Consider the following 15593-nt stretch of genomic DNA (forward strand, 5'->3'; position numbering starts at 1 on the left):
TCGAATTGTATAGGTTGATAAACATCCTTAGCTTGCCCACTAGAAATCAAGGAAATTGTTGTACGTTGTACAACTTACCTTCCTAATTCTCCATTTTCTCAAAAACCTGTAAACATAACATCAGGTAAATATAGTCAATTACTAATCATTTTGCACGAATCCACAAAAAAAGACTATTTCATATACGGACTTGGCATCCGCTTCTGAAACAGTCTTTTTTCTTTTACTTTATCGTTCAAAACAAATCGTAACGATTTCTGCTGGACGAACGGATACGGACAAACGCTCCGATCCCTCCTGCTGCAGACGATCCAAACGCCGTTCAAGAATATCGCTCTTATAAGCATGATGGAACTTCTCAGGGAGATCTATTTTCAGAGCTCGCTCTTGTGCAGAGATGTTATACCACCGCGTAATGATATCCCCTGTCTCCTCGGAAACTTTCATGGCGGAGAAAACCATAGCTTGACCTTCCCAGCCCCCAAAAGTGTAAATTGGCGGCAGTTCTCCATGATGTACCTCAGTTTGCCTTACGGACCAAGGAACTTGATATTGATGGGCAGCCTGTATGGCACCGGAGCCATGAACTAGCGGATCTTCTTCCATCGTCTCGACAGGCACCGCATAAGGGATAACGGATAGGTGCACAGTGTGTTCGCCTAGACACTGTGCTTCTGGCGTTGGGAAGTATCCCCAGTCGCCTAGTTCCCCTACAGCTCGAAGCAGTGTGACCGCAATGGTTTGGCCGCTATCTTCTCGAACGATCTCGTATTCGTTCAAACCGCGGTTGGCGATAGTAAGCCCCTGCCGCGCCCCCGCCACCATTACGAATGCTTGCTGGTGCTGGCAGTTGCTCGGATTTTTCCATTCGGCTGTCGTTATATTGCTCCGCTCCGGCACTTCAAAGATGGAATCAGCAAAATGGGTTTCTGAATCCAAACCAGTAGGAAACAGCATTCGCAAACGGTGATCTTTGGCATGATTATTAAATGTTGACGCAATATCAACGCTCTTTCCGTTTTTATCCAAGGATACGACGGTCGTGATTTTCAAAACAATCTTTGCGTCAGATCGCGCCGATTTGCGTTGAGTAAACCAGACCAATTCCTTTCTTTCCATTTCCAACAATTCCTCAGCAGATGCCGGTATTTCCAACTCGTGAACGATCTCTATGCTAGCTCGGTAAGGCGTATCTTCCTGAATACGAATGGATGCCGGTATACCTCGCGTAGTCACAGCCGTGTCTCCGCAAGCTTGGCGATACATATACTCATTGCCGATATCTCCCGTATTTTCATAAACGCCTAAGCCTTTGTATACAGCTCCTTCAAGCTTCTCCGTTACCGTCAGCGAGCCGTCTTCAGCGACTTGGACACTCAAATATTCATTTTCCATCGCGTGTGTACCAACGATTAAAGAAGTCGGCGAAAGTTGCTGCTTTAATGAGGCATCGCGGGTCAATGCATACGTTTTATACCCCAAAGCTAGGACATTAGCCGCTTCGAAGGTCACACGGACGGCACGAGCGAAATAAGGCTGCCTGAATTTGTCGTCAGGTAAATCGTACCCAAAGTGAATTCCCATATCCTCTAATCCAAAAGGAATAGGTTTCCCATTCACATCTACCAACACATAATCGTCCAAGCTCTTATCCTTCAAGTCCTGTCTCATATCCCGGAAATCCCTGCCATCACGGAAGTAGATCCTGTTTAATTCCAGCTGCACGGTGACGGTACCACTACGTTCCCACCCGGTCGTATTCGTTACTAGAAACGGCGCCGCTTCTTTTCCGTAACCGGCAAAAGCCGAAGTATCCACTCGTTCCGCCAACCAAGTCAGGCTATCTTGAACGATAGATTCAGCTACATGCTTGCTTTTCTCAAAACGCGTCATCATTTCGGCATGCACTTCGTCAACGCTGCACCCGCAAATACTGTCATGCGGATGGTTCTGCATCAATGTTTTCCAGGCATAGGTAAACAGATGATGGGGATATGGGCATCCTGCTTGGTAAGCAAAGGCAGCCAAAGGCTCTGCCACTTTTTCCAAGAGTGTCTGGCCTTCTTGATTTTTTTGCTTGATATAAACGCGGGAAGATGCCGTATTTACGAGCGTAGACCAGCCGTCTGTATGCTGGCTTCTCAGCTCTCCGCGAATGACGGATAGGTCACTCGGGATCGTCCGGTTCACTTCACTTAAATAATCTTCAAAATTAGAATGAATGAATCGAATGTCCGGGTACAGCTTCTCGGCTGTGCCGATCGCATCCGTCAGATCAGTCTGCACAGGCTGATGATCACAGCCGTTCATGAACAACCAATGCGGTGTAGAAGCATATTGGGATACTTCTGCTAGTTTTCGATCCCAATACTTGGATGCCGCTTCAGGATTCACAGGGATCTCATTCCCGTTGCTGTACCAATTGGCAAATAAAATACCCAGCACCTTGGAGCCGTCAGGCGCTTCCCAAAACATCTCTGAATACGGAGATTCGTAAGCCTGAGTTTCTGATACCTCGTTGTTAAATCCCGTCGGCTTCACACCGCGTCCGAACACGGCGTTCTCAATGTCTGCTTGCCGCAGCAGCTGCGGTGCCTGCCCCATGTTGCCGAAAGAATCCGGAAAATAGCCCAATTTCGAAATGACCCCATAAGCTTTAGCATCGCGGTGACCAATTAACAAATTGCGCACATTCGCTTCGCTGCTCGTAAGAAATTCGTCCTGCAAAATATACCATGGACCGATATGAATGCGTCCGCTGCGAATCAATTGCTCAAGCGTCTCCTTCATTTCCGGTCGTATCTGCAAATAATCCTCTAATATGATCGTTTGTCCGTCCAGATGAAAGCTGCGGTATCCATCATCTTGCTCAAGGGTTTGAATCAACGTATCCATTAACTTGATCAACAATACGTGATGCTTTTCATAGGGCAAATACCATTCCCTGTCCCAATGTGTATGCGAAATAATATGTACGGTTTTGGACTGTGTCATGGCGTTGTCTCCATTTCTATGTAATGTCATCTCTTTGCTTCAAGATGCTCTGTCCGTAGTCGGAGCGCCTCCATGACCGTTTTCAGCGTAGCAGCAATGCCCTTAATATCGCCCGTATCCTCGCCTAAGTCCCCATCTCCCAGCAGCGCCGTCACCAGCTTGGCGCCGTTGGCGTTCCAACCAGTCACCAACATGCCGGGCATGCGGTCAATCGCCCCCTGCTCTTCCGCTTGGCGGATAGACTGCTCGAGCAGATCAAGGGCCGCTTCCGGTGTTTTCCAGCAGCTGGGCCACACTTCAAATCCCTTGTCGAGCAAATGCCCGACGGACGGATAAGCATCCAATTTATCGTAGTGCCAATCGCACAATATGATATCTTTCGGAATAAGATCCACGGCCGGCCAAATGCCGTAAATGTCGCCGTCAAACTCTGTATACCCCATGCCTTTGGCGTCAATTAACCGATCAGCCCACATGAGCATCTGCACCTTCCGATTACGGACCAAATGCTCGTAATAATCGTTAGTTGCTTTTGCAAACAGTTCCGCCTTATTTCTCCCACGACACCGTGGGCACCCATCATCCGCGATGGCGAACACTTCGTCCATGCCGACGTGCAGCGCATCCGCTTCGAAAGCATCGATCAGCTCATCCATCAGATCGAACACGAGCGGATTAATGTCCGGATGGGATGGACACCAGCTCGGGCAATAAAAATCTGGCCACTTGGCATCCGTCGGCACATGCGGGGTTTCGTCGAACTCCGGATGTGCGCGCAGAAGCGAATTCCTCGATCCTCCCCAACCTTGATGCCCCAAACAATCAAACAAAGGAATCAATCGGATGCCGTGCTGCTTACATAAACTGGACAGTTCCCTCGCATCTTCCTTCGTCAAAGTGCCACCCGATACTTCCGGATGAGATTGGAACTGAAATGAAGTGTTGCATTCCAGTATCAAAACATTTACGCCCATAGGCGCCAAGGCTTCCTCAATCACTCGCTTTAAATTACTAACATCCTCATGCGATCCGAAGCGCATATGGAATCCTTTCAGCTGCCATCCATCTTTGTTCACTGTTTCTCCTCCACCCTGTCTTTATCTTTATTAACCTACTAAACCGGTACGCTCCACACTTTCCACGAAATAACGCTGAACGAACAAATACAACGCAATCAAAGGTCCCATCATCAGCAGTACGCCCGTGTTTAGCAGCATTGACTGGTACACCGGATCCGGCTCTTTACCGAGGGCTGGCCCCATATCCGTCAGCTGTGTCGAAAGCACCTTCACTTTACTCAAAAACAGAGACACATAATAGCTATCGTTCCACTGCCATACAAACGAGAACAAAACGACAGTGACAACGGCAGGAATGGCGTTAGGCAGCATAATCCTGTAAAAGGTTTTGAAAATTCCCGCTCCGTCCGCGAGGGCGGCTTCTTCGATTTCTTTGGGAATACCCCGGAAAAACTGACGGAAAATATAAATATAAAGCCCGTTTTTCAGCCCCATCGCTGTAGCAGAAGAGATAAGAAACGGCCAAAACGTGTCGATCAGATTGATACTGCTCTTCCCTGAAAATAGCCCGACTAATCCGAAAAGATCAAAATACCGGTATGTTAAATAGAGCGGAATCATGATCGTTTGAGGCGGCACGACGATGGTGAAAATGACCAGACCAAACAACAGCCCGCTGCCTTTAAATTTCAATCTCGCAAAAGCGTATCCCGCCAACGCGCAAGAACAAACCTGAATCAGCGTTGTCGTAGACGAGATAAGGAACGTATTCCATAAAGCTGACAAATAGTTTGTTGCTGAGATCGCAATTTTCAAATTTTCGAATGTAAAATGCCGGGGAATCCACAGCACAGTTGGATCATAAATGTCGATTCTGCCACGAAAGGCAACCGATAGTCTTAAAAATATGGGAAACAAAATAATATAACAAAAACCGAGCACCAAGACGGCGCGTATGATCTGCCATGTCCAATTTTTCGCCTTTTCCAGCGGATTACGCCTGCTAATCCATCCGTCCATACGTACAGCCTGCGATTTCATAGTCCTATCCCTCCATCAGTCGTAATAAAATACTTTTCTTGAAACAAGCGCAGTGGAGATGACAAGGATGATAGCTACAACAATGAAGTACACCCAGGACATTGCCGCACTTAAACCGAAATCGAAGGTTTTGAACGCCGTTTGTGAAATGAGCGTATTGATTTTATTTCTGCTGAAGGAATCAATAATGGAATAGACCAGGTTCGTTAATATGAGCGGGGACATCATCGGAAACGTCACTTTCCAAAAAATCTCGTATCCCGTTGCTCCTTCGATTTTGGATGCCTCGTATAAGGAAGGGGAGATCGATTGAAGCCCTGCCAAAAAAATCAAAATTTGCACACCAGACGAACTGATAATTTCATAAATTCGATCTACAGCATCAGTGATGTAATTGACTACGATAGGAGCAATGCCCGAATCCAGCAGCATTTTTTTGAGCTCAAAGCTTTGCAGCATATTAGAACCGTCTCCGCTCCCACTGAGAGCCGAACCTCCTACGAAGCTGCTGATATCTAGATTAGCAAGAGCGCTCGACGCCAGAATGACCGGCAAAAAGAAGATCGCGCGTGCGAGGGCGCGCCCTTTAAATTTTTGATTCAATAGCACCGCTGCGAACAGGCTGAAAATAATGATAATCGGCACATTCACAACCATGTTAACGACACCTTCCACCAATAACCGAGGGTAATCCGGATTGGAGGTAAATAAGCTGGCGTAGTTGCTAATTCCTTTAGGCAGTACGGCAAAGCCGCCCTCTACCATTTGTATGGAACTTAAGCTGAATCGGAACGATTGAATGAGCGGCAGCAGAAAAAGCATGACCATCCCCAGGATGAGGGGAGATACGAACAAAACGCCGTACCACGCTTTCGTCTGTTCCAACGATAATCTTTTTTTCCGCAAATCACTCACCTCCTACCCAGTAGCTCTTGGCCTCTAGTTGTTTATCGTTCACCTGTACAGCAGCGTTGTTGTAATTAATAATAATCTTCTTCCCATTCTCGAAGGTCGTTTGAACCACACCTTCTGCCAATTTACGATGATCGGTAATCACATAGGACCGAACCTCATTCAGCACAGTGCCCGCCTCTTTGTAGAAACCGGCCGCTTGATCCAGCCAATCTCCGTAATGCAGCGCATATAGTTCGTTATAATCCGAATCCTTAACCGCTGACGAATCTCTGTAGTACCACTGGTAATAAATATCCGATCCCGTTTCTAGCGCTTTCAGCAGGGAATCGCGTGAATCGGTTACGCTCTGCATATTAAACGGCTCTCCGGCGAGATCATAAAAACCATGAAGCGCGATTTGATAAAAGGGTACGTCTTCGTCGGTCAGATTCAGGCGACTGCTCTTGGTTGGAGCATTCACAATAATATTGGCGTACGGCAGGCTGTAGGCATTGCCGCCATTCACCATTAGCTTGTTGGCTTGCTGCTTCAGCTTGTCGGTTCCGCCAACGGCAATGTTTAGCGCTTCCTGCCGGTTTATAGGATGATCCGGGTTGAAGTCTGAGTTCACTTCGTTCCCTAAATCCCTAAGAGACAAGCCTGTATGGCCGAACTTCGCGTAGTCGGAGACAAATCCGTCCACTGTTTTTGCCAGCGCAAACGGCGATAATAAGTAATGTGAAAATTTCGATGTATCTTTGACATACATCACGGGATCATACTTGTAAATTTTGGCCTTCTGTCTGTCTAAAAAGGAAGCTGCGTCTGAAGCTCCTTTATATTTTTCAAGAAAAGCTACATCCGGGAATAGATGGATGTTCTCCTTTGACATATAATCGATCAGCTTGCGGAATCCCTTCTTACCGCCTAACTCACCGACCACTTCAACGTTCGATGGAGACGTATGTCGAATCCCGTCATTAAACCAACCCACATAACGGAGTCCGATATCCTTGACTCCCTTTTCTTTCAAAGCTGTTAACATCGACTGCGTTTCATCAAAGGTGGTCAGCGCTTCCGTTGATTGATACGGAACACCGACAAAAGATGCTTGTTTCTGGAACGCCCCCTCCACCTCAAGCAGGAAAGGACTTGCTTTAGCAGGCTCCAGCTTCTTCAGAGCGTATTTATTCACCAAATACTCCCTATACTTGCCTGCCATAGCCGTGTAGTCAGATGAAGGTCCTGACAAAAAGTTATATCGAATCTGATAATCCCCTTGAAACGGCTTCTGCCCGAACATCGGTACGGAGCTCTTTTTGGTTCCTGACGTTAACGTATAGAAGTCCATATCCATGACTCTAAACTTCCCACCTACTGTGTTGTAAGAATCGTTTCTGCCGGAGATGTCTGCCGTGATACTGGCCATCGCGTCTCCACCTTCAATCATGCCAAGCATAGCATGATCGTTCTGCTTTATGCCGAAGACGGGTAGTCTCGTAATCTCGTTCGTTTGAATCTTTTCTTTGACGTCGTAAGTGCCATCGGAGCCGTAGACCGGAAGATTATACGCCTCCGCGTTCTTTTTGTTGTTATTCAGATGAATCAAGGCGCCAGACCCGTCAGGGACGAGCATGTAACCGTCCTTTTTATCATCGGCAGCCCCGAAATATTTGAGCAGCTGCAGCATGGCAATCGGATAAGCATTCGTATATTGAAGCTCCTTACCAGCTGTCTTGACAACAAGATGCTCTCCATCCAAGGTGATCTCAAGCGGAACCGTAAACCTCGGACCTTCCTCTTGGGCGCTGCTTCCCGCCCCATTGTCCTTATTGTCCTTGGCGGCTTCTTCGTTCGTATAACCGATTGCCTCTAGTTTTTTGGACAGCTCCTCCGCCACAAAATCCTGCAGCTTGCGAACTTCATATACTTGCTTCTGTTCGTCCAATCGGAATTTGAAAGCGACATCCTCACGGGTGTCCTTGTCCGTCAGCTTCCCCAGAATACGTTCCTCAAACCGCTGCTTACTGATCACCTTAGGAATATTGCCGTAATCTTTCGGAATATTTCCCAACTGGTATACGATTTTGATGCCTTTGTCCACGCTGCTGATTTTAAATTGTTTCTTTTTTACGCTATCGTCGTAGCTGTTGAATGTATTAAGCTGCCCTTTTTCGTTGTAATAGGTAACTAACAGTTGGGACGATAGTTCTGATTTATACAAAGGAGAAGCTTTGGGATCTTTCTCTCGATCCACTGGATTGGAAAACCAGATATAGCCGTCTCTTTTATCCTTGACAGCAACCTCGGCCGTCTCGCGTTTGACGTAGAGCATCAGAATTTCATTCTGGGCCACTAGCTCCATGGCTTGAAGAGCCCTCTGTTCCTCGACTGTATTGGATGATACAGCAGCCACCCCACTTGCAGCACGAACCTCCGCGCTTGCGGCAGTTACGGGGTTTCCCTTACCTGATTGATCTGGAAGAACTGATTTGACCTGGGATTGAGCTTCCGCCATGCTTACGGATTGATCCTGCGAGTAGATCACGATCAGACTGCAGGCCACCAAACCGGCGCTCAGGATGCCAAGGGATATTTTCATCTTGCTGGACACCTTCATCCCTCCTTAGCGTTTTCCGAAGGAAAACTTTCTTCGTAAACATAATCTTAGTTAACCTATCGTGTTCCGCTAAAATCTGAATGAGAGTTCGCGGTAAATTGATGTGATAAAATTGATCATTTGCTGCAGCATGCTGAAGAACAATACCCCAAGGAAGATGATGATACCAATAACAACAAGCGTCAGAATCATCGTGACCACCGTCTTGGAAGCTGAATATTGATGAACAGTCATGGTGCCAACAAACAGCAGCCAGATGAACCAGATGTACGCAATCGCATCGAGCAAATAATAAAACGTGCTTTCACTTCCAGTAATCACATTACTGTAAAGCGTCTGTGGGAGATAGATCACGATGAGCGGCATCAGTGCATAGCCGGTTGCCATTACGATTTCTTTAAACTTGCCTTCCCCATCCATCAAAGTGGTCAAAGACCAATTCGCAATACACCAGAGCAGAAACGGAAGAACGATGAATTTTAGCTCATTGAGACTGTTCAGCTCAAGAGGATTGTTCATATTGACAACAAACCCGCTGTACTGTCGTTTCAAAATGGTGAAGAGCACGAGGAGGAGTAAGCAGATGACCACAACCTTCAACCTGCCTTTTTGTTCGTACTTCATCTCCCAAAATCCATTGAACGGATGCACCATCGTATAAAAAGGATTTTTCAACACACCGATTTCCGTGTAATGTTTACCACGCATTCTTCTGCCAGCAAGCTTCACAGCTGTATAACCTAGACCGATGACAAGCGCAAAGCCTAGTACGATGGTGCCAAAATGCGCGAACACGACTTCTTTCCGGTACCGTTTGAAAGCTTCGGAATAATAGTCACGGTTATTTCCCAATTTGAAATAACTCATCGCCCCGCGGTTGTCGCCATTTTTCAATAACGATTTACCAATCCCGATGTAAGCCACCTCAAAGTTACCATTCATTTGAAGCACTTGCCGCCATGAAGCGGTAGATGCATCCGTTTTCCCGTTATAGAGCGATTTTACTGCTTCGCGTATCAGGCTTCCGTAACGTGTAGGCTGGAAGACAGACAAACGGTTGTTGTCTTTATCGAGCACCAGTACCTTGTCCCCGAGCATCGCAATCGCAGAAGGCGTGCGGAATTTCCCCTGTTCGCTGCCAAGTCCGCCGAATTCGTACAGCAGATTGCCATCTTTGTCATAAGTGAAAATGCGGCCCCTTTTCAAATCCATTGCGCTGTACATGCCGCCTTCATCCTTAGCAATATCGATGAAAATGGAGCTTCCAGGCGCGCTACCGACTTCCAACGTTTGGATATCCCCTTTAGGCGGGAAATACCCTTTATCCCTTAAAATATCCACACCAGACGGATTCAGCCGTTTGATCGGGCGATCCGATTTTTCCTCTGAAGTGGTCGTATAAATAAAACCGTCTTCATCAATGTCCAAGTTATTAAATTCAAGCGGAATGAACAACTGCATTTGCTCGCGCTGCGCTTTGGTCGAAATCCGTTTCCAGAACAAATCTACGGGATTGAACTTCACGCGATTCGTACCGATAAACCCATTGAATTCGCCATCGGTATCAAATTCCATAATTCCTTCGTAGGATCCGCGACTGATAACATAGATCCGCTGCGCCTTATCGACAACCAGCTTGGTTGGCATGTATTGGAATCCTTCGCGCAGTAGTGTTGACTTCGGCTCCCCCATTACACGTACCAACGCTCCCTGGCCGTTCAATTCCACCAGCCTTCTGTTTTGCGTATCAGCTATAAGAAGATGACCGTCGGTTCCGTTGTAGAACACGCCTTCCGGCTTGTTGAACGTTTCCTTGCTTCCGTTATTTTCGAACCCGGAAATAACCTGAACTTCCCGAAACTGATCATTCAATACGACGATTCGATCATTTCCGGTATCCGCAATGTAGATTCGGCGATCACTGCCGATGAATAGATCCTGGGGTGACGACAGATTGCCCGTTTTCCAGTCTGTTCCATACATGACCTGCCCCAGCTCATAAGGGCTCGGAGACGGGACGCTCTGTCCCCAAAAATTGTAATTGTACGTATCGTTGTTAGGTGCGGCATATACAGGAGCGGCCATACCGATGAAAAGCACAACGGCGAACATCATGATAAGTATTCTTTTCAAGTGGCTCCCCCCTGTTTACTCTTTCAGACCAGAAGTGGACATGGTTTGGATGATGTTGCTTTGCGTCACGATAAACACGGTTATCGGCACGGCCATCATTAGCAAGGTAACGGCTGAAACCGGTCCCGTCCGCACCAATCCACCGCTAGCTATTTGCCCGAACACATAATCAACGGTCTTCAACTGCTCACTGTAAATATATTTATGGCTCGTCACGGAACCATTCGTCCACAAATTTTGCAGCGAAAAAATGACCAGCGTCAGCCACGCAGGCTTAACGATCGGCATGACGATCTGCCAAAAAATCCGATATTCGCTGGCACCATCGATTTTCGCTGCTTCCAGAAGAGAGTCTGGGACTTGCTCCATAAACTGTTTCATCAGATACAATCCGAGTGTCATGCCGAAAGATGGCAAGATGATTGCCCAATAGGTATTAATTAGATGAAGCCAAGAAATGGTCATATAATTGGGTACCTGTGTGACATATGCCGTAAACATAAGCGACATAACGACCAGATTGAACAGGATGTTCCTGCCTAGGAACTTGATTTTGGCCAACGGATAAGCAGCAGCGGATGCGATGATTACATGTCCCACGGTGCCAACGATGGCAATAAAGAACGTATTGAACACATAGCGAGAGAACGGCACCCATGAATCGGAAAAAATGTTCGCCAGATCTGTAAAGTTTTTGAACGTAGGATTACGCACTAATAGCTTTGGTGGAAACACGAATATTTCATCGATCGGTTTAAACGCATTGCTAATGGTAAAAACCAGAGGCAGTGCCATAAAGAAGGCTATGCCGCCAAGCAGCAGGAACAGTAAAATATCAACCGCCCAAGAACGGTTCAAACGTTTTGGCATCTTTAATGTCAGCTTCATTCTGGTCACTCACCCACTTTTCCTAGCAGCTTACGCGTCAAGAAGTTTGTTGCAAACATGATAGTAAACAAGACGGTCGCGATCGCGGAGGCGTACCCCATCTCGAAACGGATCGAACCATAGTCGACTAAGTGGGTCACAATTGTATGCGCTGCGTAATCTACACTCGGGAAGCCAATCATGTAGATAGAAATTTCAGCCACGGAGAAGGCGAGCGTGATTTGAATGACAGCGCCGAACAGCAGCTGTGGCCGCATGGCCGGCAGTGTGATAAACCATAGCTCCTGCCAACGGTTACGCACGCCATCGATGGCACCTGCTTCATACAGTGTGCGATCTACATTTTGCAGACCAGCGATAAAGGCTAGAAAAGATGTTCCCAAACTAAGCCACAGTTGTACGAGGATTAGAATCGCGAGAACGAACCTCGGATCCTGCAGCCACTGGATCGGCTCCAGGATCATCCCCCATTTGATCAGGAATGAATTGGCATACCCGTAAGAATCACTAGCAAACAAGGTTTGCCAGATCAGGTACGTATTACCCGAAATCGAAGGCGCATACAGGATTAGCGTGAGCACAGCGCGCAGCTTAGGCCGCAGCTCGTTAATCAGCCAAGCGAACAGGAAGCAAGCCATATAGCTGATCGGCCCGGTAATTAACGCAAACAGCAGCGTATTTTTGAGTGCGATCAAAAAGATGTCATCCTGTACGAACAATCTGGCGTAATTTTGCCAGCCCACCCATTTGGGCGGTTCAAGCATATTGAAGCTCGTGAAGCTTAAACAAACGGACATTAATACGGGAAATACCGTAAATGTAAGGAAAATAAGAAAATATGGCGCTATTAAAATATAAGCATGCTTATGCTTTTTGAATTCAATACCCAGTCGGCCGAATTTACCTCGGAACGCCGAGTTGGATTTCATCACGGACGTTCCACTATCACGTGGCACGCTAGGGTTCACTGCTGGCTGTTGTTTCATGGCGCCCCCTCATTTCTCGTAGGGAAGATTAAACTCTTTCCGTTTTAAAGCAATTTCGTCGTTGATATAACGGACGTAATAATCCATCGTTTCGCGTGGATCGTCACCTTGAACGACGACTCTACGAAAGGCATTATCAATGTTGCGTCCCGTCAAATAACCGCCCGGAACCTCGGGTATCCCTTTCACCCACTTCATCTGCTCCTTCAACCTGTCGAAATCTCTGGAAGGCCAAGGCAGAGCAGCTAAAGCTTCCATGTTGGCCGTCGGATATCTAGCCGAAGACCCCATGCGAATTTCCATTTGACGTCCAAACGCAATTTGCGTCTCTTTGCTCGTCCACCACTCCATAAACTTCCATGCGGCGTTTTTGTTTTTCGTGCGTTTGAACATGACAACGCCCGATCCCCCGCTGCCGACATCGCGACGAAGGGATCCGTCCGGCTTTTTCGTACCAGGAACGGGTGCAAATTCCCACAATCCTTTAATTTCCGGGGCAAAAACGGACAATTTGTTGTACATCGTGTAGTCGGCGATGCCAATAGGCATTTCACCTGTACGGAAACGGTTGGCGAAATCCGCTGCGATCGGAATTTTATAATTCACGTAAAAATCAGTCCACTGCTTGAACTCCTTGATCCCCGTTTCCGAATCAAGACCGCTGGAGGCTCCGTCGTTTTTATAAAACTGTCCATCATGCTGGTATAAAAACATGGCTAAAGCCGGGTTCGGCGGAAGCGTGATGATATCCCTGGTTTCCAAATCATTACCGAAGGTATTGAGCGGTTTTTGCGGAAGCCCGAATTGCAAATTATGCTTCTGCAGGTTAGGCAGCATATCGTATACGTCCTCCCAAGTTTGTGGAGGCTTCATCTTCAGCTCATCTTCCAAAATGTCTTTCCGATAGAAGAGGACTGGGAAGGTTTGCGTTTCCGGCAGCGCGTAATAGCTTCCTGAAAACTCATACGGAACCATCGAGCTTTCGCTAAAGCGTGATTTTACGCTGTTGAAATCTGGAAACACCGATAGATCCTGCATCGCGTTGCGGCTTGCATAATTGACAGGCAAATCGTTGGGAGCTTGCAGCGCTACGTCCGGCCCTTTACCTGCTACTGTAGAAGGCAGCAAAATATCTGCTGATACCAACTTCAAATTGATTTTTATTCCTGTCTTTGGTGTGAAGTTTTCGTCAATCAATTTCTTGATGGTCTGCGCTTGGTCACGTGCTGAGGTTACCCATACCGAAACTGAATCCGCTCCCTCTTTTGTGTTCGATAACTGATCGTAATTCTCAAAGAAGGAAGAGATGAAAGCTGCTGAGCTGCTTTTGAATTTCTGCCACGCAGTTGCTTCCGGATTCGGCAGCTTGGCTTTCGGCGAGCTTAGCGTCAAATAATCAACGGCTAGTGGTTGTTCATTCACCGAAAGCAGCCACGCCCCGAGTCCCCCTACATTGATCTTGAACTGATCAATCCGGGAGGGCACCGTATCCGGTCTGTCTGCCATATCACTGAGCTGGTAAGCCAGCGTATTCAACATCGCGGTACGCTCGTCGTTTTTTCCATTCTGTCCTTGAATCAACTTCGTAATTTTATGTAGCAATTCGCTTTGTTTACGAAACTCCCCAGCCATCTCAGGAATTCTTTGCTCAAGCTGATAATCCCGGAACGAGTCGGGCACCGTCCCCGTAAAGCTAATAATTTTACGATACAGCGCATTTAAGTCCAAAATGCTCGTTTCCACCGCATTCAGAATCGGGGCCAAATCCCCCAATGTCACCTCGAGCCGGACTTTGTGTTTGCCCTTCGTGAAATAAAACAAGTACGGATGCTCAGCATCTTGGCCGATCACCGTCGTCTGCCAGTCACTATTGAAAGGAAAGCCGACATGCTGAAGCTCCTGAAAGGGCATTTTGCCGTCGATGTACATCGTCCGAAGCGAAGCCATCCCGCGCAAATAGTTTTGATGATTTTTCACCGCTATTTGATACAATCCGTCGTCTGGCACATCCACTTCCCATTCGATCCATTGGCCAGGAAGCCGCCATGCCCACCCGCCCATTGCATTATTCCGCAATTTAGATACGTGATACGGCTCTATCGCGGGACTGGAACGATCATTATAAGGTAAAAGGGTTGGAGAAGATTTATATAAGGCGCGTTCGCCTTGAACTTGCAGCATCACATCTTTCGCAAGCTGGTAACCTTTTTGCGTATATGTGCTCGCCAACGTATCATACGAGGGCGTTGTTGCCGAGTTTGTGAGATTAAGTGAATGAATAATGAGCGGTTCTCTTACCGAAGTAAACATGATGGAGTGCTTGCCTTTTGAAAAATAAAACAGATAAGGATCTTCATTAAATCCGGTCGCATCTTTTAATAACGATGCCTGCCACATCGGCTCTTCCACTTGAGAAGGAACCAATTCGTTGCCCTGCTCGTCACGCTCGAACTCATTTTTATCGTTTTTCCATATTCGTTGAAACGTTATGCTTTTGGCCTCGGCAAAAGGGATCGAACCATCAATGCGCAATTCTCTTTCTATATCCGAATCTTTCCCGCTTACTGTGTAGTAATGGATGCCAATGTTGTACATGCCCTCTTGCTCGACAGTAAATTGCCATTCAATGGACCCCGTATCCGAAGTCAGAATGGACTTCCCGTTTTCCCCTTGATAATTGTCTAGAACAGTAACGCTCATGCCTTGGGCTGAACTGAATTGTTCGGTGGGGATGACGGTTTCAGCGCTTGGGCGTGTCGATTGTTTATACCTGGCCAAATATTCCGCATAGCTGCCTTTTTTATATGTATCTGCCAAAGCCGATAGCGCTGTGCCGCTTATTGGATGCTCTTCCGCTGAAGCGATTTGGCGGGAACCGCCGCCGAGCCACTGATACGGTACGAACCCAGTTGCAAAAAACAAAACGAATATGAGGAACACTTTGGCGAATGCTCGGCGCATGGGTTTTCCCCCTTTTCTTAACTTTGCCCCTAATCCCTGCTAGCATGGAATTAGGGG

At 47.1% G+C, this 15593-nt stretch carries 9 protein-coding genes; all 9 read right to left on the minus strand.

The window, feature by feature from the left end:
* Positions 1 to 228: 228 nt before the first annotated feature.
* Positions 229 to 2994, minus strand: coding sequence for an alpha-mannosidase (locus AC58UU_RS27525; RefSeq protein ID WP_497320409.1), 2766 nt, complete (start codon positions 2992 to 2994; stop codon positions 229 to 231).
* A 26-nt stretch (positions 2995 to 3020) separates the two neighbouring features.
* On the minus strand, positions 3021 to 4070 hold the full coding sequence (locus AC58UU_RS27530) for a family 20 glycosylhydrolase (protein ID WP_497320410.1): 1050 nt from the start codon (positions 4068 to 4070) through the stop codon (positions 3021 to 3023).
* Positions 4071 to 4100: 30 nt separating this feature from the next.
* Positions 4101 to 5054, minus strand: coding sequence for a carbohydrate ABC transporter permease (locus tag AC58UU_RS27535; protein ID WP_497320411.1), 954 nt, complete (start codon positions 5052 to 5054; stop codon positions 4101 to 4103).
* A gap of 15 nt (positions 5055 to 5069) precedes the next feature.
* Positions 5070 to 5960 carry a carbohydrate ABC transporter permease gene (locus tag AC58UU_RS27540; RefSeq protein ID WP_497320413.1) on the minus strand — a complete coding sequence of 297 codons (891 nt, stop codon included), beginning with the start codon at positions 5958 to 5960 and terminating at the stop codon, positions 5070 to 5072.
* Between the two features lies 1 nt (position 5961).
* Positions 5962 to 8562: a DUF5696 domain-containing protein gene (locus tag AC58UU_RS27545; protein WP_497320414.1), complete on the minus strand. Its 2601-nt coding sequence runs from the start codon at positions 8560 to 8562 to the stop codon at positions 5962 to 5964.
* Positions 8563 to 8637: 75 nt separating this feature from the next.
* Entirely contained in the window at positions 8638 to 10701 is a 2064-nt protein-coding gene (locus AC58UU_RS27550) for a YIP1 family protein (protein WP_497320416.1), read from the minus strand.
* 15 nt (positions 10702 to 10716) lie between these two features.
* Entirely contained in the window at positions 10717 to 11589 is an 873-nt protein-coding gene (locus tag AC58UU_RS27555; RefSeq protein ID WP_497320418.1) for a carbohydrate ABC transporter permease, read from the minus strand.
* Between the two features lie 5 nt (positions 11590 to 11594).
* Positions 11595 to 12518: a carbohydrate ABC transporter permease gene (locus AC58UU_RS27560; protein WP_246358345.1), complete on the minus strand. Its 924-nt coding sequence runs from the start codon at positions 12516 to 12518 to the stop codon at positions 11595 to 11597.
* Positions 12519 to 12584: 66 nt separating this feature from the next.
* Complete coding sequence (locus tag AC58UU_RS27565) at positions 12585 to 15536, minus strand: extracellular solute-binding protein (RefSeq protein WP_497320420.1); 2952 nt, start codon at positions 15534 to 15536, stop codon at positions 12585 to 12587.
* Between the last annotated feature and the right edge of the window lie 57 nt (positions 15537 to 15593).

Source organism: Paenibacillus sp. JT22N1 (assembly GCF_059692155.1).

Excerpts from the sequence above, each read along its gene's own strand:
- AC58UU_RS27525 (WP_497320409.1), bottom strand. The coding sequence starts at position 2,994 with ATGACACAGTCCAAAACCGTACATATTATTTCGCATACACATTGGGAC.
- AC58UU_RS27535 (WP_497320411.1), bottom strand. The coding sequence starts at position 5,054 with ATGAAATCGCAGGCTGTACGTATGGACGGATGGATTAGCAGGCGTAAT.
- AC58UU_RS27555 (WP_497320418.1), bottom strand. The coding sequence starts at position 11,589 with ATGAAGCTGACATTAAAGATGCCAAAACGTTTGAACCGTTCTTGGGCG.
- AC58UU_RS27560 (WP_246358345.1), bottom strand. The coding sequence starts at position 12,518 with ATGAAATCCAACTCGGCGTTCCGAGGTAAATTCGGCCGACTGGGTATT.
- AC58UU_RS27565 (WP_497320420.1), bottom strand. The coding sequence starts at position 15,536 with ATGCGCCGAGCATTCGCCAAAGTGTTCCTCATATTCGTTTTGTTTTTT.